Below are 26,315 nucleotides of genomic sequence, written 5' to 3'. Positions count from 1 at the left end.
CAAAACGATCGCTGCCTGGATAGGGAAAAGGAAATATTCGAAGGTTGTTGATCTCTGGGTCAAGGGACTGTCGATGGATTGGAACATGCTTTATGGGGATGCCAAGCCGCGACGAATCAGCCTGCCGGCCTATCCTTTTGCGAGGGAGCGGTACTGGATCACGGATATTATGAGCCCATTTGTAGAAAGAGTCTCTTCTGTAGAAAGAGCTGTTACGGAAGCTCAGGAAAAGGCAATTCCCGTCCAGACTCATGCGATGCAGCCAACAGCCCTAATTTTACCCGGTTTTTTGAATAGTTCTGAAAAACCAAGCGCCATATCCTTACCGAATTTGTTGGACCGTCAGCCGCACCTAAGCAAGTCTGCCAACCAGGAGGGGACAACGATCATGTTAACTTCACTGGAGGAGACATCGCACACATTTGAGGATGAGAAGAAGACGGAAGCGCTGTCGTCTATTCCTCCTGCAATATCGGCGGAAATATTGCAGGAGGAGCTGACAACAAGCCTGGCGCAGGCTTTATATATAGATCGGAGCGATATCGATTCGGATAGAAACTTTGTTGATCTTGGATTGGATTCCATTATTGGCGTAGAGTGGGTTCGTAGCATTAATAAGCATTACAATACAGCCATAACAGCGACAAAAGTCTATGATTATCCAACCATCCGGGATTTTAGCAAATTTGTAGAGATGGAATTGTTGAGCAAATCAATTGCGCCATTCTCTGCCCAGTCTATTTCGGATCATTCTCCAGCAGAGTATTCACTGTCATCCGTTGCATTAGAGCCGGAGAAATCGGCAGAGGCTTCCATTCAGGTGAATTTGATGCCGATTTCGTTTGAAAAGCAGGCGCAGGCCAGCATGGCTGAGTGCATCGCCTCTGCAGAGCTGTTACAGGAAGAACTGACGGTAAGCCTGGCTGAAGCTTTGTATATGGAACGGAGCGAGATTGAGGCGGATAAAAACTTTATAGATACCGGACTAGATTCCATTATAGGCGTAGAGTGGGTTCGAAACATTAATAAACGATATGGTACATCTATAGCAGGGACCAAGGTCTACGACTATCCGACCATTCGCCAATTCGCTGCATATTTGGCACAAGAAATCAATAAGCGTGGAGGAAGCTCCAATCAACAGTCCTTGAGCACAGTCCCGGACACGGATAAGCCTATTGCGAAAGTCCATTCGAAGGGACCTGACACGCTGCAATGTTCCCCAAGGCTATCGTCTAAGGAGGATTCCGAGCCATTCCACCTGGTAAAGGTAGCAGAAGATTCATCGCCTATGCCTTCGGAAAATAAAGAAGTAATTGCAATTGTCGGGATTTCGGGAAGATATCCTGGTGCGGAAGATGTGCAGCAATATTGGGATAATCTTGCTCTAGGCAAAAATTCCATTATTGAAATCCCGAAGGACCGTTGGGATGTAAGCCAATATTACGATCCTCGTCCAGCGCAAGAGGGGAAAATCAATTGCAAGTGGCTGGGTGTTTTAGAGGATATGGAATATTTTGATCCGTTATTTTTCAATATTTCTCCTACCGAGGCGGAAGGGATGGATCCCCAGCAGCGCATTTTTATGCAGGAAGCATATAAGGCAATTGAGGATGCAGGCTATAGTGGCTCACAGTTGGGAAATAAAAAATGCGGGGTTTACCTTGGAATTTTAAATAATGAATATAGTATGCTGCGGTACAAGCATCAAGCGCAGTTCACCAATACTACTGGGAACAGTAACGCTATTGCAGCGGCTCGTATCTCTTATTTCCTCAATCTGAAAGGTCCGGCCATATCCGTAGATACGGCATGCTCCTCATCGCTGGTGGCAACCCATCTGGCCTGCCAGGCGTTATCTAACGGAGAGATAGAAATGGCGTTGGTTGGCGGGGTGTCGCTATATCTGACTCCTGAATCGTATGTAGGCATGTCTGCATCCGGAATGTTGTCGCCAGATGGCCGGTGTAAAACGTTTGACAATAGCGCCAACGGCTTTGTTCCAGGGGAAGGAGTAGGGGCGCTGGTTCTGAAGCGGCTGAAGGATGCTGAAGCTGATCGGGATCATATATACGGAGTTATTATTGGGTCCGGAATCAATCAAGATGGAAAAACCAACGGGATTACCGCTCCAAGCACAAACAGCCAAATTGAGCTGGAGCGGGAAATATACAACAAATATCAGATTGAGCCTGAAAGCATTAGCTATGTTGAAATGCATGGGACAGGAACCAAGCTGGGCGACCCTATTGAATTGGAAGCTTTATCAACCGCCTTTAAAGAGAAAACCGATCAGAAGAACTACTGTGCCATAGGTTCGGTAAAAAGCAATATCGGGCATACTTCTGCAGCAGCGGGCATAGCAAGCGTGCAAAAGGTGTTGCTATGCATGAAGCATAGAAAACTAGTACCGACACTGAATTTCAAGAACCCGAATGAGCATTTTGATTTTGATAATTCTCCTTTTTATGTCAATACAGAATTGAACGCCTGGGAACCTTCCCGCGGGAACAAAAGGCGCGCCGCTGTGAGCTCTTTCGGATTTAGCGGTACGAACGCCCATCTTATTATTGAAGAATATCGTCCCGGGACTGGAACATCTGCGACATCACCAGCAGCCGCCGATATCCATAATCCCGTTCTCTTCGTTTTGTCTGCTAAAGGTGAAAAGCAACTAAAAACGTATGTCGAAAGAATGAGGAGCTTTATTGCATCCCGGGAAAATCTTAACCTCTCGGATATGGGGTATACGCTGCAAGTGAGCCGCGAGCCGATGGATTACCGGCTGGCTTTTGTGGCAGATTCAAAAGAGGCATTGCTAAAAGCGCTCGAAGGATTTGCGAATCATGATCTGCTTGCTGGCGTCCTAACGGCGCAGGTGAAAAAGAGCAAAGACGGGATTGTGATGTTTGAGGCGGATGAAGATGCCAAATCGTTGCTTGAAACCTGGATCAAGAAGAGAAAACTGAAAAAAATAGCGGAGTTGTGGGTAAAGGGGCTAACTATTGACTGGAACAAGCTGTATGGGGACATCAAACCTTACCGGATCAGTCTGCCGACCTATCCTTTTGCGAGAGAACGCTGCTGGGCGCCTGAGCTTGACAGCAAGGCAGGCAAAGGCATGACTTCTGTCACTGCTGCTTCGCTCCATCCTTTACTGCATCGAAACACCTCCGATTTCTCGGAGCAGCGGTTCAGTTCGACTTTTACAGGCCAGGAGTTTTTCCTGAAGGATCATGTGGTGAATGGACGCAAGGTTCTATCTGGGGCTGCTTGCCTTGAAATGGTCCGGGCGGCCGTGGATCAGGCAACAGGATATGATGAGGGCGGGCCAACCGGAATCTGCCTTAAAAACGTGGTTTGGGCACGACCTATTATCGTAGAGGATGGGCCACTACAGCTACACATCGGACTTTTCCTGGATGATCATCAAGAGATTTCCTATGAAATATATGGGGAGAGCGAAGAAGCTGATGCAGGGATTGTGATATATAGCTACGGCAGTGCCACACGAAGATCGGCTGTGGAGATCCCAACACTGAATATTAAAGACTTGCAGAATGTATGCAGTCGGAATTTCGACCCCACACAATTGTATGGAGTTTTCAGGGATATGGGAATTGATTATGGCCCTGGACATCAAGGAATTGAGATGGTGTATGCGGGAGAGGGTCAAGTGCTGGCTAAGTTATGCTTGCCGTCTTCCGTTTCTGACAACCAAAGCCAATTTGTCCTGCATCCAAGTATGATAGATTCGGCCTTGCAGGCAACCGTAGGCTTGACGCTGGGGTCTGGCGTGATCAAACCTTCTCTGCCTTACGCCATTCAAGAAGTTGAAATTATAAAAAATTGCAGCTCCATCATGTGGGCGTTGATTCGCTACAATGCAGACGGTCTAGCTGAGGAAAAGGCACAGAAGCTGGATATTGACCTGAGCGACGAAACCGGAGCCATCTGTGTCAGGATAAAAGGATATTCATCAAGAATTTTGAATAGGGACTCGATTTCCTCGGATGTTCAGTCTAATTCCAGTAACTTGATGCTTGAACCCGTATGGAAAGAGCAAGGGATTGCTCTAGGGGCTGAAATGCCTGTATATGATCGCCATGTCGTGTTACTCTGCCAGCCGTCCGAGATTTCCCGTGAACAAGTTGAAGCTCGGATGGACGACGTGCAATGCATTGTACTGCAACCCGACCGAAACGGAATCGCGGAACAGTTCCAGCATTACGCCGTCCAGGTGGTTGAAGAGATTCAAAGCATTTTCAGGGAAAAACCCAATGGCAAGGTGCTGATCCAGATTGCCATAAGCGGACAGGAGGAGCAGCAGCTTTTCTCGGGACTTTCCGGTCTTTTAAAAACGGCCCGGCTTGAGCATGCAAAACTGGTAGGTCAGTTAATAGAATTGGGACAGGATGAGGACTGGGGAGCAATCATAGACATTTTAAAAGAAAACAGCCGTAGCCTCGGGGATATCCAGATCCGGTACGAGAAAGGCACACGGTGGGTTTCCTGCTGGAACGAAGTTCACATCTCTCAGGAAGCGGCGGGTAACCCGTGGAAGGATGGCGGAGTGTACCTGATTACCGGCGGTGCCGGTGGATTGGGACTCATTTTTGCCAAAGAGATTACGGATAAAGTCCATAAAGCTGTCTTGATTTTAACGGGGCGTTCCGCGCTGGATGAGGGCAAACGGGCTGAGATAAAGAAAATGGAGGCATTAGGGGCACGAATAATATACAGACAGGTCGATGTGACTCTGGAGCAGGCGGTGACCGATTTAATCCAGGAAATTCAGGAGGAATTTGGAAACATCAATGGCATCATTCACAGTGCAGGAGTCATTCGTGACAACCGCATACTCCAAAAAAATAGCGAGGAAATGCTGGAGGTTCTCGCTCCCAAAGTAATAGGGACAGTGAATCTGGATCAGGCAAGCAAGAACCTGCCACTTGACTTCTTTGTTCTATTTTCATCTGTAGCCGGAGGATTAGGTAATCAGGGACAGGCAGACTATTCTGCAGCTAATGCATTTATGGATGCTTATGCCAGATACCGGAACACTCTGATAGCATCTAAGCAGCGCCAGGGTCAAACGCTATCCATCAATTGGCCGCTATGGAAAGAGGGTGGGATGCGTATTGATGAGGAAACGGAGAAGCTGGTAAGGCAGCGTACAGGCATGAGCGGCATGTCAACCTCTTCCGGCGTTCAGGCCTTGTATCGTGGCATGATCGCGGGCGGTGATCAGGTTATGGTGATGGAAGGCAATCTCGCAAAAATGAAGAAAAGCATGGGTTTAATCACGACTCCAGAGATTAGGCAGCCTGAAAAGGTGACAGGAATTTCAGAAGCTTCCCCTAAAAGCAATGCCGTACCGGATCTGCTGGACAAGGTACAGGCCGCTATGATACAGGCCGTGTCAAAATTGCTGAAAGTCAAACTTGAAGATATTGATGAACATGTAGAACTGAGTGAGTATGGCTTCGATTCCATCCTGCTCACACAATTTACCAACAACATCAATCACTTATACCGACTTGAGCTGACGCCGGACATATTTTTTGAATACACAACGATTCATGACTTCACCAGGTATTTGGTGGACGAATATGATGCCGTGCTTGGCGAGCAGTTTGCCGTGCATGCCCGGATTGAGCCTGCTGTCCAGGCCGTGGAGGATGATAGGGAAGACAGTACCCACGTTAGACGGCAGCGTTTCCGGTTTGCAGGCGGGAATGTGTTGTCCATGCCGCAACAGACTCAGGCTGTTCCTGAACCTATTGCCATCGTGGGAATGAGCGGTGTATTTCCCATGGCTCGGGATGTGGATGAGTTTTGGAAAAATCTTGAGGAAGGCAGGGACTGTATCACTGAAATCCCTGAAGATCGGTGGGATTGGAAGACGTATTACGGTGACCCTGAGCAGGAGGCCAATAAAACAAACATCAAGTGGGGCGGGTTTATTGACGGGATCTATGAGTTTGACCCGCTATTCTTTGGAATTTCACCACGGGAAGCCGCACTCATGGACCCGCAGCAACGGCTGTTGATGACCTATATCTGGAAGGCGATTGAAGATGCAGGCATTCAGGCAGGGAGTCTGTCGGGAACCCGCACAGGAATCTTTGTAGGTACCGCGAACAGCGGCTACAGCGGTATGATCTATCAGGGAAATGTGGGTGTCGAGGCGTATTCCTCCAGCGGTATGGCACCGTCTGTTGGGCCCAATAGAATGAGCTATTTCCTTAATATTCATGGTCCGAGTGAGCCTATCGAAACGGCTTGCTCCAGTTCGCTGGTGGCCATTCACCGAGCCGTTAGAGCCATAGAGGATGGAAGCTGCGAGATGGCGATTGCAGGCGGTGTCAATGTGATTATCACGCCTGAACTCCATATCAGCTTCAACAAAGCAGGAATGCTGTGTGAGGACGGTCGGTGCAAAACCTTCTCCGATAAGGCCAATGGCTACGTGCGTGGTGAAGGGGCCGGCATGCTTTTCCTGAAAAAGCTGAAGGATGCAGAGAAGGACGGAGACCATATTTATGGTGTAATTCGGGGTACTGCCGTCAATCACGGAGGCCGGGCCAATTCCCTGACAGCTCCTAATCCGAGGGCTCAGGCGGATGTGTTGGTAAATGCATATACAAAGGCCGGAATCGATCCAAGGACTGTCTCTTACATTGAGGCCCACGGGACAGGCACCGAGCTGGGCGATCCGATTGAAATTAACGGACTGAAAGCAGCTTTCAAAGAGCTTTATGAGAATACAGAGGGACCCGGGATCACAGAATCCCATTGCGGATTGGGCTCGGTGAAGACCAATATCGGACATCTGGAACTGGCTTCTGGAATCGCGGGTGTCATAAAAGTACTGCTTCAGTTAAAGCATAAAAAGCTGGTCAAAAGCCTTCATTGCGAGGCAATTAATCCCTATATAAAACTTGAAGGTAGTCCGTTCTATATCGTTCAGGAGGCGCGGGAGTGGAAGCCACAGCGGGATACTCAAGGGAAAAATATTCCTCGAAGAGCGGGTGTTAGCTCCTTTGGATTCGGGGGTGCCAATGCCCATTTGATAATCGAAGAATACATTCTTGGAAAGCAGGAGCAGAATTCTATTACCCTTACCACCCCCAAATCGGCTATTGTGGTGCTGTCAGCCAAGAGTGAAGGACAACTGCTAGAGCAGGCGCAGCTATTACTAGCTGCAATCGGGGAGCATCCGTTCACAGACAGCAGTCTGGTAGATATAGCGTATACCCTTCAGGTGGGGCGCGAAGCAATGGAAGAACGTTTGGCTTTCGTTGTAGGCTCTCTCCGGGAGCTTGAAGAGAAATTGAAAGGATTTGTGGAAGGCCGGGATGGTATCCACGGCTTACACGTGGGACACGCCAAACGCCATAAAGAAGAAAATAGAGCTCGTGAAGACGGAGAGGGTGCAGGCACGACGATTGATGTTTTGGTTAGCGAAGGCAGCTATGGAAAAATCGCAGACCTTTGGGTAAAAGGAGTCGCAATTGACTGGGCCCTGTTGTACGGAGAGGCTAAACCAAACCGTATCAGTCTGCCAACCTATCCCTTTGCCAAAGAACGATATTGTATAACCGATATCAATAAACGGACGGGAGCAAGCGGTGTTGTGTTGGAACGGGAGACAGCAGTCGGCATTCATCCCTTACTTCAGCGTAATACGTCCGATATTTATGGACTGCAGTTCAGCTCCATTTTTACGGGGAAGGAATTTTTCCTGTCTGACCATGTGATAAGGGGGCAGAAGCTCTTGCCTGGAGTGGCCTACCTTGAAATGGCGCGGGCGGCAGTAGAGCAGGTCGCAGGATCTCCAGAAGACAAGTGGACGTCCATCCGGTTAAAAGATGTGGATTGGATCCGTCCAGTTGTGGTTGGGGAGGAGTCGGTTGATGTCAGTATCGGGCTCTATCCGCAAGATGGCGGGGAGATCGCCTATGAAATTTACAGCAAGTCTGGAGCAACGGAGCCCGAGCTGGTGGTGCATAGTGAAGGCAGGGCAGTAATTGTTCTGGTGGCAGAGGTCCCTGCTATAGATATTAAAACCTTGCTGGAGCAGTGCAGTCTGGGCTCCGTTTCATCCCGTCAGTGCTATGAGGCGTTTGCGGCGATGCAGATTTCCTATGGGCCGGGACATCAGGGAATTGAGAAAATATATGTCGGAGTGGGTCAAGCGCTTGCCAAGTTGTCCTTGCCTTCTTCCGTTTACCATACGATGGAGCATTATGTGATGCACCCCAGTTTGATGGACTCCGCTCTTCAGGCGACGATAGGCTTGATTATGAGTGCAGGTGATCGAAAAGCTTCCATTAAGCCAGCTTTACCATTTGCATTGGAAGAGTTAGAGGTATTTAACAGATGCACATCAGAGATGTGGGCCTGGATTCGTAATAGTGAAGACAACAGGCAGGATGGCCCGCTGCAAAAGTTAGATATCGATTTGTGTGACGAGCAGGGGAATGTTTGTGTGAGGATGAAGGGATTTTTATCACGAGTTGCTGAAGGAGGAACAGGGGCACCAGAGGAATGGACTGCACCTGAGACTTTGATGCTTGAGCCTGTGTGGGAAGAACAAGCGATTGCTCTGGAAGGAACAGCACCTGACTATCAACAGCATCTGGTAATTCTATGTGAACCGGGATATATTTCCGGGGAAATTATTGAATCGCAAATGAACGGGGTGCAGTGCCTCATTCTCCAATCCGAAGAGAAGAGCATTGATGCACGGTTTAGGACTTATGCGACACAGGTGTTTGAGGCAATTCAACATATTCTTAAAACGGAATCCAAAGGCAAAACATTGGTTCAGCTTGTCGTTCCGGTGCAGGATCACCAACAGGTATTCTCGGGGCTTTCCGGACTCTTAAAAACAGCATGGCTGGAGAATCCAGTACTGGTTGGCCAGCTGATAGAAATGGATGTGGAGCAGGATCCAGCAGGTCTGATAAATATCCTGCAAGAAAACAGTCGCAGCTATATAGAACCACATATCCGCTATCAATCGGGTAGACGACATGTTGCTGTATGGACGGAAATTAAAGATTCTCTGGAAGCGATCAGCATTCCGTGGAAGGACAGGGGAGTATATTTGATTACTGGCGGAACCGGAAGTCTTGGTTTAATTTTTGCCGAAGAAATTACACGACAGGCCAGAGATACTACTCTAATTCTTGTTGGACGCTCCCCGCTTCGTGGTGACACCAAAGCAAGGATTGAGGAGATAGAGGCTTTAGGTGCAAGAGTAGTATTCCGACAAGCCGATGTAGCCGATAAAAGGGCCGTTGAAGTTTTGATTCGGGATATTCAGGAAGAGTTTGGGAAGCTGGACGGAATTGTGCACAGCGCAGGAATGGTTAGCGATAATTTCATTATTAAAAAAACACGGGAGGAATTGCAAAACGTTTTGGCACCAAAGGTTACGGGATTGGTGAATCTGGATCAGGCTTGCAAGGAAATCGCGCTGGACTTCTTCATCCTTTTTTCATCCGTTGCAGGGAGCCTCGGGAATATAGGGCAGGCTGACTATGCTGCTGCCAATGCCTTTATGGACGCCTATGCCAAGTACCGTAATACGCTGGTAGAGCGAGAACAACGCCAGGGACGGACGATTTCAGTCAATTGGCCACTCTGGAAAGAAGGCGGAATGCGTATTGATGGGGAAACAGAAAAGATCATGGAAGGGATGGGGATATTTGCAATGGAGACTGGTGCAGGAATTCGGGCTTTGTATCAGAGCCTGGCTTCCGAAAAGAATCAAGTCATGGTGTTGGAAGGGCATGCCAGTCAGCTAAGAGAAATGCTCCTGCAGCAACCGTCCCTGAATCAGGCTGGAGATGCCTCCTCTATGATAAGGGAAAGCGAGATGGGTTCGGTCATCGGACAAGACCTGCTTGCCGAAAAAGCGGCAAATTATTTAAAGCAATTACTCGCTACATCCATCAGGCTGCCGGCAAGGCAGATTGAAACCGATGCCCCTATGGAGAAGTATGGCATTGATTCCATTATGATTAAACAGCTAACCCGTGAGTTGGAGAAAACGTTTGGAACACTGCCCAAAACTTTATTTTTTGAATACCAGAATATCCGGGAATTGACCCAATATTTCCTTAAAGTCCACCAGAAGCAGCTGATTAAATTGCTTGGAATCGAGACAGAGGTCAACCCTGCGAAAGAATTCAAGCCTTCTACGATGGAAAACGACCCGGGAAGGTCACTTTCTGATAGTCGGAAGCAATCGCGTTTCATGCCAGTTCAGGCAAGTTTCCAACCGCAACCGAAAAGAGCAGGCGAATCAGAGGAAATTGCCATTATCGGTTTGTCGGGCATGTATCCCGATGCAGAAAACATACGGGAATTCTGGAACAATCTGCGCGATGGGAAGGATTGCATTACGGAAATTCCCAAAGATCGCTGGGATCACAGCATGCACTTTGACGAGGACCAGAACCAGTCCGGAAAAGCTTACAGCAAGTGGGGAGGCTTTATCAAGGGTGTGGATCAGTTTGACCCCATGTTTTTCAATATCTCTCCTAGAGAAGCACAGATAATCGATCCTCAGGAGCGTCTATTCCTGAAATGCGTCTACGAAACGATAGAGGATGCAGGCTATACCCGGGAAGCGCTTGGACTGGAGCGGGGCCTTGGGCAGGATAGGAATGTGGGTGTTTTTGTCGGGGTCATGTATGAAGAATACCAGCTTTATGGGGCACAGGAACAAGCTAGGGGCAGAATGATTTCCGTTCCTGGCAATCCAGCTTCCATCGCAAACCGGGTATCTTATTTCTGTAACTTCCACGGTCCGAGCATGGCTGTGGACACCATGTGCTCTTCTTCATTGACGACCATTCATCTGGCCTGCCAAAGCTTGCAACAAGGCGAGTGTGAGCTTGCCATTGCTGGCGGCGTGAATGTATCCATTCATCCGAACAAATACCTGATGCTTGGGCAAGGCAGGTTTGTATCGAGTAAAGGACGGTGCGAAAGCTTTGGACAAGGCGGAGATGGATATGTGCCGGGAGAAGGCGTAGGAGCCGTACTGCTCAAACCACTGTCCAAAGCTATTGCAGATGGCGACCATATATATGGGGTCGTAAAGGGGACCTCGGTGAATCATGGAGGGAAGACAAACGGATTCTCAGTTCCTAATCCCAATGCGCAGGCCAGTGTAATTGGAAGGGCCTTTAAAAAAGCAGGAATTAACCCCAGAACCATTAGTTACATCGAAGCGCATGGCACCGGGACATCCTTAGGTGACCCCATTGAAATCGCCGGATTGCAAAAAGTTTTCCAGGAATATACGGAGGATAAGCAATTTTGCGCAATCGGATCGGCAAAATCAAATATTGGGCATTGTGAGAGCGCGGCAGGGATCGTCGGAGTTACAAAGGTGCTCCTTCAGCTCAAATACGGACAAATCGTGCCTTCATTGCATTCAAAAACACTAAACCCGAATATCGATTTTAGCGATAGTCCTTTTATAGTTCAGCAGGAGCTGGGAGAGTGGAAAAGACCCGTCGTCACAATGAATGGGAAGACAGTTGAATACCCAAGAATCGCAGGTATTTCCTCATTTGGCGCCGGAGGCTCCAACGCACATGTGCTCATTGAGGAATATATCCCTGAGGAGCAGGAGACTAGACAAGTTACCATTCCACTGCAAAATCCGGCAATGATCGTGCTGTCGGCGAGGAATAAAGATCGACTGGATGAACAGGTGCAAAGACTGCTTGCTGAACTCAAAGAGCCGGAATACTCGCAAACCAGCCTGGAGGATATAGCATTTACTCTGCAGGTGGGACGGGAAGCCATGGAAGAACGGTTAGCAGTCATAGTTAAGTCTACCCGTGAGCTTACAGAAAAGCTGGAGAGTTTTTTAGCGGGGAATGAGGATATTGACGGGCTGTATTTGGGTCAGGCAAAGAAGAATAAAGACATCCTAGCTGTTCTTGAGGCAGACGAAGACATGGCAAAAATGGTGGATAGTTGGATAAGCAAGGGGAAGTATACAAAGCTGGCGGAGCTTTGGGTGAAGGGGCTACTCTTCGATTGGACTAGACTTTATGAGAATACCAGCCCTCGTCGGATTAGTCTGCCAACTTATCCATTTGCCAAGGAGAGCTATTGGATCTTCGCGCGTGGGGGCGAATCCCGGGACGTCGAGGCGGAAACTCCTGTAGTCGATGTGTCGGTACAAGAGTTCGTTTCCAGCCCTCCTGCAGTTAACCATAGCAACGATAATGTGCAGAGACAGACTTTGGCGAAAGTACCTGAAAAACCGCAGGGCATTTTGCTAAGCTCCGTTTCCAACATCCAGATGGTAGCAGATAAGCCAGAAAAGTCAGCTGTGCTGGCAGAATCCAAGCCTGCCCCGCCGCAACCTGAGGCCAAGCCTTCTTCGCCGCCGCCCATTGTTGCCAGGGATGAGGCAAAGCGGTCGACATATGCGCCAACGGCTGTACGGATAGAAACATTGGAGAAGGAACTGGTAGAAAGTCTTGCGAAATCCTTGAGTATGAATGAAATGGATATTGGCCGGGATGATCAATTTATTGATATGGGACTGGACTCCATTATAGGTGTAGAGTGGGTGCAGGCTGTGAATAAACGCTTTGGAACAGCTATTCCGGCAACCAGAGTGTACGACTATCCTAACATTAAAGAATTCTCCAAATTTTTGGCAAAGGAATTGAACAAGTCGGCGGGAGATACAAATCAGGCTCCTACAGAGCCGAAGCCTAAGCAGCCCATGCAAGTCTTGTTACAGAAAGTACTGCAGGGTGAGTTAGATTTTGAACAGGCCGACCAGTTATTCAACCAATTACACTCGTAGACAGCCAACACGATATTTGTCCTATTTCATACAGCTAGGAGGACATGTTTATGGATTCAAAAGATATTTTTCGTGCGGTGCAAGCAGGGGAAATCAATTATGAAGATGCTGAAAAACAATTGCTTCAATTTATTGGCGAGCTCCCGGATGAATCATTGGAAGCCAGTCCACAGGAATTATCAGAAGGATGGGCTTTCACGTTGCAACCATTGGACAGCTTCCACACGTCGGAGGATGGGCAGGAGATAAGCGCCTCCCAAATGAAGGTACAGTCTGTGGTTGAATTGCAGGAATTTGAGCACGGGATTGTCTTGTTGAAAATGAAGGACACGGTGCACAAAAATACATTTTCCGATGAACTGATTATTGGCCTGAATCAGGCGTTTGAGACAGTGCAGGCTAACGAGAATTATAAAGTTGTGATTCTGACGGGATATGACACCTACTTTGCCACAGGAGGCACCCAAGAGGGGTTGCTGGCTATCCATGAGGGAAAGGCGAAATATAGCGATACCAATGTTTACAAGATTGCTTTGGATTGCAAGCTGCCCGTCATCGCTGCTATGCAGGGACATGGGATTGGTGCTGGCTGGTGCATGGGGATGTTTTGCGATTTTATCGTGATGAGTCGGGAAAGCATCTATACTACTAACTTTATGAAGTACGGCTTTACTCCCGGAGCGGGTTCGACCCTGATTTTCCCTGAGAAATTCGGGGTTAGTATGGCACAGGAAATTCTATTTACAGGTACTAGATATAGTGGTTCGGAACTGGAAACCAAAGGGGTTCCTTTTCCGGTTGTACCGAGGAATGAAGTGGTGCCGCACGCCATGCAGCTGGCAAGAAAACTGTCTGAGTCTCCCAGGGAGTCATTAATTGAGCTGAAAAACCATATGGCCCAATCGATAAGAGAAAAGCTGGCGGCTACTATTGAAAAAGAAATAAAAATGCAGGATAAAACGTTTGTGAATCAGCAAGAAGTTAAAGAACGGATTCAATTCGCCTATGGACAGCTGCCGAATAGCAATGATTCCCACAAAACGGTCAAGCATGCTGATTCTAAAAAAGCTATGCTAGATATGCCGCGCGGTCAGGAACATAAGGAGTCTATCGCAATTATTGGTATGGCAGGGCAATTCCCGGAATCAGGGACTTTGGCTGAATTTTGGGACAATCTGGCTCAGGGCAGGGATTGTATATCGGAAATCCCTTCAACGCGATGGTCAATCGATGAATATTACGATACCGATCCCAAGGCTCAGGGAAAAACCTATAGCAAATGGATGGGTGTTTTAGAGGATGTAGATAAATTTGACCCGTTGTTCTTTAATATATCCCCTGCAGAAGCAGAGATGATGGATCCTCAACAGCGCCTATTTCTTGAAAGCAGCTGGAAATGCATTGAAGATGCTGGATTAAATCCAGCCTCACTGTCGGAGAGCCGTTGCGGTGTTTTTGTAGGTTGTGCAGCCAGTGATTATGGGAGGTCCATGAGTGGGCAGGGGCTAAATGCGCAGGTTCTTATGGGAGGGTCGCCTTCAATTCTATCCGCTCGGATTTCGTATCTGCTAAATTTGAAAGGTCCTTCTTTGGCTATTGATACCGCATGCTCTTCCTCTCTGGTGGCTATTGCTGAAGCCTGCAACAGTCTCCTTTTAGAAACAAGTGACCTTGCTTTGGCAGGCGGAGTCATGATTATGGCTGGTCCGGGGATGCATGTTATGACTAGCAAGGCAGGAATGCTGTCCAAGGATGGACGGTGCTTTACCTTTGATGCCCGTGCAAACGGGTTTGTCCCCGGAGAAGGAGTTGGGGTCATTTTATTAAAACGGCTCTCTGATGCAGTCAGAGACAAGGACTCCATATATGGAGTTATTCGGGGATGGGGAATGAACCAGGATGGAAAAACCAACGGAATAACTGCCCCAAGTGTAAATTCACAAATCTCGCTGGAAAAAGACGTATATCGACGGTTTAACATTCATCCCGAAACCATCTCCATGATAGAGGCCCACGGAACAGGAACAAAGCTGGGTGATCCTATCGAGGTGGAGGGACTTACGGAATCATTCCGATCCTATACAAGCAAGAAGGGCTATTGCGCATTGGGGTCACTGAAAAGCAATATGGGTCATATGATGACTGCGGCCGGAGTGGCCAGTGTGATGAAAGTGCTGCTGGCCATGAAGCACCACCAATTGCCGCCTACCATTCATTTCGAATCCTTAAATGAGCATATTTCTCTGGAGGATAGTCCGTTCTATATTAACACCAGCCTGCAAAGCTGGGAGCCCGAACCGGGAGTACCCCGGCGTGCGGGCGTAAGTTCTTTCGGATTTAGCGGCACTAACGCTCATATGGTTATTGAAGAATATGTTCCTGTAGTCTCTGCGGTGAATCTACCCCCAGTGGGTAAAGACAACCCGGGACTATTTGTGCTGTCCGCTAAAAGTGAACAATCCTTGAAAACCTATGCAGCAGATATGATGAATTTTGTTAAGTTGCACGAAAGCGTTAATCTCACGGACCTGGCCTATACCTTGCAAGTGGGAAGAGAGGCCATGGACTGGCGTCTCGCGTTTTTGACGGATTCAAGAGAAAATCTGATAGATGAACTTGAACATTTTATTAACGGAAACTCGTCGGAAAAAGTGCTGATCGGCCGTGTGAACTATCCAGGTGGCGGAATCGAACTCTTGGATTCGGACGAAGACACCGGAACCCTGGTTCGGGCCTGGACTGAGAAGAAAAGACTTGATAAGGTAGCCAAATTGTGGGCCAATGGCGCAAGCATTGAATGGAACGCACTTTATGGAGATATCAAGCCCAGACGAATCAGTCTGCCGACCTATCCTTTTGAAAGGGCACGCTATTGGTTATCCGAAACAGACACTGGACAAGGCAGTGTAAATCTGGCTATGACTGCCCAAATTCATCCTTTATTGCATCAGAATATTTCCGATCTCTCCGGACAACGTTATAGCTCTACTTTTACAGGCCGGGAATTTTTCCTGTCAGACCACAGAATCAAGGGTCAACAAACATTACCCGGGGTGGCTTACCTCGAAATGGTGCGAGCAGCTGTAGAAGAGGCAGTGGGGGCCGTAGTAGAAGGCGGGACCCATATTCAGCTGAAAAATATCGTATGGGCTCGGCCTGTGGTTGTAGCAGACGGACCGGTCAGGGTACTCATCAGTCTATATCCCCAGGACAATGGAGAGATTGCGTTTGAAGTATGCAGCGGGATGGAAGGAACCGACGCTGAGGGCATTATACACAGTCAGGGAATGGCTGTGCTGGAGAGGGCTGGCGAGCTACAGTATCTGGACCTGAATGTCTTACGGGCAGACTGTACCCGCACACCACTTTCTTCAAGCCAATGCTATGAAGCTTTCAAAGCCATGGGGATAGACTATGGACCCGCACACCGTGGCATTGAGGCAATCTTTCGAGAAAAGGATTACGTGCTGGCCAAGCTGTCCCTACCATCCTCTGTACTCCATACTCAAACTGAATTTGTACTGCATCCAGCTTTGATGGATTCAACTTTGCAGGCCACAATCGGCTTGGTAATGGGTTCGGAAGAAAATTTGCCTGTAGGCAAGCCAGCGTTACCCTTTGCTTTGGAGGAACTGAAGATTTCCGAAAAATGCACTCCAGTGATGTGGGCCCGGATCTCTCACGATGGGAGTGAAGAGACGTCGAATGGATTAAGCAAGGTGGATATTGATCTGTGCGATGAGACCGGAAAGATTTGCGTGCAGCTCAAAGGACTTTTATCCAGAGCTTTGGAAGGAGATGTGGGGCAAGCCAGCATCACTGAGGATATGGGTACACTGATGCTTGAGCCTGTCTGGCAGGAGACACCTGTCACCACAGGGGTGAACGCTAACGAAGATATCCAGCATGTTGTGATCCTGTGTGAAGTGGATGGTATCTCCGGGGAGGATATTGAAGCCCACATGGATGGTACTCGCTGCCTTGTTTTACAGTCCTCCAGCATGGATATGGACAGTCGGTTTGAAGATTATACCATTCAGATATTTGAAGAATTGCAAAGCATCCTGCTAGACATCCCCAAACAGAAAGTTTTGATACAGCTTGCAAACCGCGCTCGGAAGGACCAACAGGTTTATTCAGGGCTCTTTGCAATGCTGAAAACCGCTCAAAAAGAAAATCCGAATGTCATGGGTCAGTTGCTTGAGCTTGATGTAGAGGATAATGTCGAAGGAATCATTGAGAAACTACAAGGGAACCGGAGTGGCCGGCATAACGAACGGATACGGTACCAAGGGGACAAACGACAGGCTTTAATGTGGCAAGAAATTGAAGCCTTACGTGAAGATGCAGACCTGCCGTGGAGAGATGGTGGGATCTATCTCATTACTGGTGGATTAGGCGGCCTGGGGCTTATTTTTGCCAGAGACATTGTGCGCAATGTGAAAAACTCCACCGTCGTATTGGTGGGTCGGTCATCACTTTCTGCGGACCAAAAGGCTCTGTTAAGCGAACTGAGAGCGCTGGGCGGTCATATAGAGTATCAACAGGCAGATGTGGGCCACAACGAATCGGTTACCGGGCTAATTCATGGCATCGTCGAGCAATTTGGCGGCCTTAACGGTATTTTGCACACAGCCGGAGTGATTCGGGACAACTTCATCATCAAGAAGACTAAAGAAGAGGTTAGAGAAGTGCTGATTCCGAAGGTCTCAGGGGTGATGAATCTGGACCAGGCCAGCAGAGACCTGCCTCTGGACTTCTTTATCTTATTTTCTTCTGGCGCAGGAAGCCTTGGCAATGTAGGGCAGGTTGACTACTCCGCTGCTAATGGCTTTATGGATGCGTATGCCTCCTATCGAAATGCTTTGGTGACAGTAAAGCAGCGCCAGGGGCAAACGCTGTCGATAAACTGGCCTCTGTGGAAGGATGGAGGCATGCATGTCGACCTGGAAACGGAAAGGGCGATGCAAGGCCTGGGCATGATTGCCATGCAAACGGAGAATGGAATCAAAGCTTTGTATCAAAGCCTGTCTTCCGGCAGAAGTCAGGTTATGGTGATCGAAGGGTATCCCCAAAGGATTAAAGCGGCAATTCTAGGCCAGCTCTCGGAAACTGATGTCTCAGGCCGATCTGTAATGGAAAGCGGGGGAGCATCGCTTATCGGAGAAGAATGGCTAAGGGAAAAAGCGGAGGGTTATTTGAAAACGGTACTTTCAACCGTGATCAAGCTGCCCGCTGAAAGTATAGATGTCAATGCACCAATGGACAGGTATGGGATTGACTCGATACTGGTTATGCAGCTTACCAATGAATTGGAAAAGACTTTCGGCTCACTACCGAAAACATTATTTTTTGAACACCAGAATCTCCGGTCATTGACGGGTTATTTCCTTGAATCGTATCGCGGTCGGCTGATTGATGCTGTAGAAGCGACAGAGAAGAATACGGCTCCTGATGCAGGCCCGAAAGTACCTATAAAAGCAACTATAGAGCCTTTAGCCTCGATATCGGCTAATCGTAGGCGTCCATGGCTTTTCCCGACAGGTATACAACCACATCAGGAGAAGAAGGCATTAGACATTGCAATTATCGGCGTGTCGGGGAGATATCCGGGAGCATTGGGTATCCGAGAGTTCTGGGACAACCTAAGGGATGGAAAGGATTGCATTACAGAGATTCCTAAAGAACGCTGGGATCACAGTCTGTACTTTAATGAAAACAGAGGCAAGCCCGGAAAAACCTACAGCAAGTGGGGAGGGTTCATCGATGGAGTGGACTGGTTTGACCCGTTGTTTTTCAATATTTCGCCAAGGGAAGCGGAAACGATGGACCCGCAGGAGCGCTTATTCCTGGAATGCGTTTATGAAACGATAGAGGATGCAGGTTATACGAGAGAAACCCTTTGTGCAGAGCGGGAGCTTGGCGGCATAGAAGGCAATGTCGGGGTTTACGTCGGAGTGATGTACCATGAGTATCAACTCTATGGAGCCCAGGAACAAGCCAAGGGAAGGATGATTGGACTTCTCGGTAATGCCTCGGCGGTTGCCAACCGGGTATCGTATTTTTGTAATTTTCAAGGGCCAAGTATCGCTGTAGATACCATGTGCTCCTCGTCACTGACATCAATTCATATGGCCTGTCATGGACTACAGCATGGAGAATGCGAACTGGCAGTAGCAGGAGGGGTCAACGTCTCCATCCATCCTAACAAATACCTATTGTTGGGACAGGGAAGTTTTGCATCAAGCAATGGGAGATGTGAAAGCTTCGGACAGGGAGACGGATATGTACCGGGAGAAGGAGTCGGGGCTTTGCTGCTCAAGCCATTAGCCAAGGCCATAGCAGACGGAGACCGGATATATGGAGTTATCAAAGGAACTGCAGTGAACCACGGGGGGAAAACCAACGGCTATACCGTACCTAACCCCAATGCACAGGCCCGTGTGATTGGTCAGGCAATTAAGGAGGCAGGAATCAACCCCAGAACCATCAGCTATATAGAAGCCCATGGAACAGGAACTCCACTGGGAGACCCGATTGAAATTGCAGGCTTACAGAAGGCCTTCCGGAAATATACCGGCGATAAGCAGTTCTGTTCAATCGGGTCGGCGAAGTCTAATATCGGGCATTGTGAGAGTGCTGCTGGTATCGCCGCGGTGACAAAGGTGCTTATGCAGTTGAAATATAAACAAATCGTGCCTTCGCTACATGCAAGTACCTTAAATCCCAATATCGACTTCAGCGATAGTCCCTTTAAAGTTCAGCAAGAATTAGAAGAGTGGAAAAGGCCTGTAGTTGCCATCAACGGTGAAACCAGAGAATACCCAAGGGCAGCAGGAGTATCGGCCTTTGGTGCTGGGGGCTCTAACGCTCATGTGGTTATCGAAGAATATATTCCAGAAGAAGCTAGTCAGCAGCAAGCTGCGCCTGTATCCCTGAATCCTGTCATAGTCGTGTTGTCGGCCAAAAATAAGGAAAGACTGGACGAGCAGGTGCAAAGATTGCTGTCTGCACTCAGAGAGCTGAATGACCCGCATACAAGTCTCTCAGATATCGCCTACACGCTGCAAATCGGGCGAGAAGCGATGGACGAACGTCTGGCGATCATTGCAAAATCCATCCAAGAGCTTGACTGGAAATTGGAAGGCTTCCTACAAAAAAAGGAAGGCGTAGAAGAACTGTATAGAGGACAGGTAAAGCGTAATAGAGGAGGGCTTGTCACTCAGGAAGTCGATGAAGATATGGCTAAAATGATTGATGCATGGGTGGACAAAGGGAAGTATGGAAAGCTCGCTGAACTTTGGGTTACGGGACTGATTTTGGATTGGAACAAGCTTTATGAGGATGTGAAGCCTCGCAGGATGAGTCTGCCAACCTATCCTTTTGCCAGAGAAAGCTATTGGATACCCGTACATGAGGAAAAGAGCGCCGCAATAACAGAAGCCGCTTCGTCCCAATCATCCTTTTTGACACCTTTACTGCATCAGAACACTTCAGACTTTCTGGAACAGCGGTTCAGTTCAACGTTTACAGGCGAGGAATTTTTCCTCAAGGATCATGTTGTGAAAGGTCAAAAGGTTCTGCCTGGCGTAGCCTATCTTGAGATGGTACGGGCGGCTGTAGAACGTTCCACAGGAGATATGGACAACAGCACAACAGGAATCCGTTTGAAAAATGTAAACTGGATTCGGCCCATTGTGGTGGACAACCAGCCAGTTCCTGTACACACCAGGCTCTCTCTGGAAGACACCGGAAAAATCAGCTTTGAAGTGTATAGCGGGCAAGTAGGAAGCGAAAGAGGGCATACCGTGCATAGCCAAGGTGATGCGGTGCAGGTTTGCGTAGAGCAAAAACCGACACTAAACCTTAAGGCGTTACAGGCAGATTTTGGTCAACACAGGTTTAACGGATCGCAATGTTATGAAATCTTCGAGGAAATGGGAATGGATTATGGCCCGGCATACAGATGTGTGGAGAAGGTATATACACATCCGGGCAGGGTACTAGCCAAGCTGGCATTGCCTTCCTTCATTTCTAATATGGCGGACAGCTTGGTTCTTCACCCCAGCTTGCTGGATTCGGCCTTGCATGCATCCATCGGGCTAATTATGGGCCAAGAAAACGGAGGGTTGCCGGGTAGCGCTGTACCAGCTACGCCTCATATGCCGTTTGCCCTCCAAGAGATTGAGATTTATGGGGCATGCACCCCGAACATGTGGTCGTTGATTCAATACAGCGAGGGCAGCAAGAAAGAAGACAAGGTACAGAAGCTTAATATTGACTTGTGTGATGAGGAAGGAACTATTTGCGTCAGAATAACAGGATTATCCACCCGGGCGCTGGAAGGAGAAGTCGGCATTGAAAATGCACAAGGCGCAGCGGCAGGAGAAAGTGCCGCCGACCCGCTTGTAGGATCCGTAATGCTCATCCCGAAATGGGACCCTGCTGCTGTAAAAAAAGATGTCGTTTCCCCGTCACCGACAGACCGATTGGTCATTGCAGGTGGTACTGACAAAGACAGACAGGCCATCCGGGAGTATTATCCTAGGGCGCATTTCTTGGAGCTTCAAGCGCACGATTCCATTGAAACAGTTGCCTCAAAGGTAGAAGAATATGGAGCCGTTGACCATATCCTGTGGATTGCACCCTGTGTTTCCGTCGAATCGGTGACTGCCGAGTCCTTGATCAAGGAACAGGAGCAGGGAGTCCTTCTCTTCTTTAGAATGGTCAAAGCGATGCTTTTATTGGGATACGGGACGAAAAAGCTAGGCTGGACAACGATAACCAATCAAGCTCAGCCGATGGATCAGAACGATACAGTCAACCCGACTCACGCAAGTCTTCATGGGCTGGTAGGCACCATGGCCAAAGAATATCCGAACTGGAAAATCCGTATCCTTGACCTGCAATCCGATGATGACTGGCCGCTATCCGATATGTTTACGCTGCCTTCGGACCGACAAGGAAGGATGTGGGTTTACAGAAATGGGCAGTGGTACCGGCAGCACTTGGTCCCATTCAAACAGACTTCAGGTTTAAAAGGACAGACGCTATACAAAACCGGAGGCGTCTATGTGGTCATCGGGGGTGCCGGCACTATCGGAGAGGCTTGGAGCAAGTATATGGCCTGTACCTACCAGGCCCAGATGGTGTGGCTAGGCAGAAGGCAAAAGGATGCCTCTATCCAGGCCAAACTGGACGGATTTGAAGGCCTGGGACCTGTTCCATGCTATATCACGGCGGATGTAGCAGACGAAAGGGAGCTGCAGCGGGCATATGAGGAAATAAAACAGCGGTACTCCAACATAAACGGAGTGGTCCACTCAGCCATTTCATTTTTGGAGAAGGGCTTGGAAGATTTGACGGAGGAAGAGCTCCGGTCAGGGCTTTCAGCAAAGGTTGATGTAAGTGTACGCATGGCTCAGGTCTTCCAAAATGAGCCGTTGGATTTCGTATTGTTCTTCTCTTCCATGATTACCTATGTAAAGAATCCGGGACAAAGTAGCTATGCTGCCGGAAGTACCTTTAAAGACGCGTTTGCGCATCGTCTTTCGCAGGAATGGCGTTGTCCAGTGAAGGTCATGAACTGGGGATACTGGGGGAGCGGCGAAAACAATGCCTCTCAAAATGGAGGGCAGGAGGTAGAAAATTACTCCAGACTGGCGCAAATAGGTGTTGGGCTCATTGACCCGCAGGAGGGGATGGAGGCGCTTGAGACGCTTCTTGCCTCACCGATAGACCAAATGGGGCTTATGAAAACAACAAGACATCTGGAGATGGAAGGGACTAATCCGACGGAAGAGATTGATCTCTACCCGCCTAATTCGGATCCGAATCTCAGGGATATTCAGGAAAATATTGCTACAGCAATACAATCAAGAAGCCATTTTATCGAAAACTATGCTGCAGACGATATGGGCGACCTCCAGGAAAGGGAGATGGAACATCTCCTAAGCAGGTTGTTGCGGGAGCAGCTCTTGTCCATGGGGTTATCAGGGACAGATCGTCAGTCTGTCGACGAGTTCAAAAATAAACTCGGACTACCTGAGCTATATGGCAAATGGCTGAAAGAGAGCATGGAGATTTTGGCACAGATGGATAACGACCTATCAGGTAGAAACTCCAGCTTGACGGATCGAGATGATGTCTGGCAGGAATGGGAAGAGCGCAAGCGTACATGGCTACAATATCCGCAGATGAGAGCAAGGGTTAATTTGGTTGAGACAACGCTACGGGCTTTACCGGAAGTGCTTACCGGAAAATCGCCTGCGACTGAAGTCATCTTTCCCAATTCCTCAATGGAACTAGTGGAAGGAATTTATAAGAACAATCTGGTGGTGGACTACTTTAATGAAGTACTTGCCGATACTACTGCCGCTTATATCCAGGAGAGGATTATGGCCGACGCCGCTGCGGAAATCAGAATTCTGGAAATCGGCGCGGGCACCGGAGGGACCAGTGCCACGCTATTCCTGAAATTGCGCCCATACCGCAAACACATTCAGGAATATTGCTATACCGATATTTCCAAAGCCTTTTTGATGCACGCGGAAAAAGAGTATGGGCCGCATAATCCGTATCTCAGCTACCAGATTTTTAATGTTGAAGAACCTATTGCTGGGCAAGGTGTTGAGACGGGTAAATATGATATTGTCATTGCCGCTAATGTACTTCATACCGCAAAAGACATCCGCCAGGCGTTACGTAATGCTAAAGCGGTTTTGAAAAGCAACGGCTTGCTCCTGCTCAATGAAATCACAGGTAGTAGCGTGTTTACCCACCTTACCTTCGGATTGCTAGATGGTTGGTGGGCGTATGAGGATCCGGAATGGCGTATTCCTGGATGTCCAGGGCTTCACCCTCAAATATGGGAAACCGTACTGGACAAAGAAGGTTTCCATGCAGCGTTCTTCCCGGCGCAAGAGGCGCATGATTGGGGCCAGCAGATTGTTGCAGCCCAAAGCGATGGCTTGGTTCGGCAAAAGCGACAGCACAAACGAAGATCAATATTGATAGAGAAAAGAACCGTAGAAACGGTATCAATGAAACAACGAACTCAACCCAAAATAGAGGTAGCACAAGCAGAGGTAGAACATGTGCTGCGTGAAAAAAGTACGGCGTATTTTAAACATTTGCTTGGTGAGACGCTAAAAATGGAACCGGGAAGTATCGACTCAACGGTTGCCCTGGAAGAGTATGGAATCGACTCGATATTGGTTGTGCAAATCACAAATGTTTTGCGTGAAGTCATTGAGGATTTTGCCAGCACGCTGTTTTTTGAGTACAACACCATAGATGATCTAGTAGCATACCTTCTTCAAACGCAAAAGGACTCGTTGAAGAAGCTGGTAGGGATAAAGGAACAGGAGTTGACCGAAGAGACTTCCAGAGTTGAAGAGGTCCCTGCTTTGCAATTACTCGCTACTGTCCCAATGAAGTTTGACCGGGGAGGGCGTTTCCTTAAGCCTTCTGACAGCACAAAGGAAAAGCCAACGACACGATCCTCCAATATCAGGGATGTTGCGATTGTTGGGATGTCAGGACGCTATCCGGGAGCTAGTAATATAGAGGAATATTGGAACAATCTAAGAGAAGGTAAAAATTGCATAACTGAAATTCCGAAAGACCGTTGGGATTGGAAGACCTACTTTGACCAAGAAAAAGGGAAAAGGGGCACAATCTATACGAAATCGGGCGGTTTTATCGAAGGCATTGATTTATTCGATCCGCTATTCTTTAAGATTTCTCCCGCAGAAGCCGAAACAATGGATCCGCAGGAAAGACTGTTCCTGGAAGCAGCATATGCAAGCATAGAGGATGCTGGGTATACCCCTGCCAATCTTTGTGAGAGTAGAAGAGTCGGTGTATTTGCAGGCGTTATGAACGGAAATTACGGTTTGGGACCTCAATATAATTCCATCTCAAACCGGGTTTCCTATCATTTGGATTTCCAAGGTCCGAGTATGTCCTTAGATACCGCTTGCTCTTCCTCATTGACGGCGATCCATTTGGCTTTGGAAAGCCTGTATAGCGGTACAAGCGAGTGTGCCATTGCCGGGGGAGTCAACTTGATTGTAGACCCTATCCACTATATCAAGCTGTCGGCTATGACGATGCTTTCTAAAACGGGTGAATGTAAGCCATTCGGAGATCAGGCAGATGGATTCGTCGACGGAGAAGGTGTCGGCGCGATCGTGTTGAAGCCGTTGGAGAAGGCCATTGCAGATGGCGACCATATTTATGGAGTAATCAAAGGGAGCATGCTTAATGCTTCAGGTAAAACCAGCGGTTATACAGTACCTAGCCCTCAAGCTCAATCCTGGTTGATTGAAGAAGCGCTCCAGCGTGCGGATGTCGATGCAAGGACAGTTAGTTATATTGAAGCCCACGGAACCGGTACAGCTCTGGGAGATCCTATTGAAATTGCAGGACTGTCAAGGGCTTTCGAAAAATTCACAAAGGATAAGCAGTTCTGCGCCATAGGGGCGGTCAAATCCAATATAGGCCATTGTGAGAGTGCAGCAGGCATTGCAGGAGTGACTAAAATATTGTTGCAGCTAAAGCACAGCCAGCTAGTACCATCCTTACATTCAAGGAAGTTGAACCCTGAAATTAATTTCAACAATACTCCATTTATCGTTCAGCAAAGCCTGGAGGAATGGAAGAGACCGGTAATTACAACCGATGGAATCACAAAAGAATATCCAAGACGGGCTGGAATATCGTCTTTTGGTGCAGGCGGGGCAAACGCCCATATCGTGATTGAAGAGTATATTCCCGAGTATCAGGAACAGTCTGGAGCAGAATCCGCTTCTCAGGGACCTGTCATGATCGTGTTGTCAGCCAAGAGCGAGGAGCAGCTTAAGGAAAAGGGACGGCAGCTGCTGAATGCTCTTCAGGAGCAGCTATTCTCCGCAAGCCTATCGGATATTGCTTACACGCTTCAGGTGGGGCGCGAAGCGATGGAGGAGCGTTTAGCCATACTTGTGGAATCTACCGCAGAGCTTGAGGAAAAATTAAAGAGTTTTGTGGATGGACGCCATAACATGCTCAACCTGTATAGAGGACAGGCTAAACGTAACAGAGAATCGTTGTCTATTTTTTCGGGGGACGAAGACTTGCAACAAATGATCGATCTTTGGATTTCCAAAAAGAAATATACCAAGCTTTTGGAGCTGTGGGCCAAAGGGATAAATTTGAATTGGAAAAAACTTTACACAGGGAAGATGCCTCACCGTATCAGCCTGCCTACCTACCCTTTTGCTAAAGAGCATTACTGGACTTCTGAAAGCAAGGATCAAGTAAAAGCCTATGTATTATTTTCGCAAGGTGAGAGCGATGTAGACTTTGATGATATATTGTGCGGCAGACTCTTGGATGAAATGATGAACGATACCCTGTCTGTTGATGAGGCTGCCAGTGAAATCCTCAATATATGTATACGTAAATGAGAAGTTTC

Annotated in this window: 2 protein-coding genes; both read left to right on the top strand. The window is 48.2% G+C overall.

The window, feature by feature from the left end:
- On the top strand, positions 1-12,856 hold a 12,856-nt coding region (locus NSS66_RS09870; RefSeq protein WP_340958857.1), incomplete at its 5' end, for an SDR family NAD(P)-dependent oxidoreductase.
- Between the two features lie 50 nt (positions 12,857-12,906).
- On the top strand, positions 12,907-26,307 hold the full coding sequence (locus tag NSS66_RS09865; protein ID WP_340958855.1) for an SDR family NAD(P)-dependent oxidoreductase: 13,401 nt from the start codon (positions 12,907-12,909) through the stop codon (positions 26,305-26,307).
- The last annotated feature ends 8 nt before the right edge of the window (positions 26,308-26,315 follow it).

It is taken from the genome of Paenibacillus sp. FSL R10-2748 (assembly GCF_038005565.1).
GTDB lineage: Bacteria > Bacillota > Bacilli > Paenibacillales > Paenibacillaceae > Paenibacillus > Paenibacillus polymyxa_B.
Note: the sequence above shows the minus strand (reverse complement) of the source record. Positions and strands in the feature narration are given on the sequence as shown.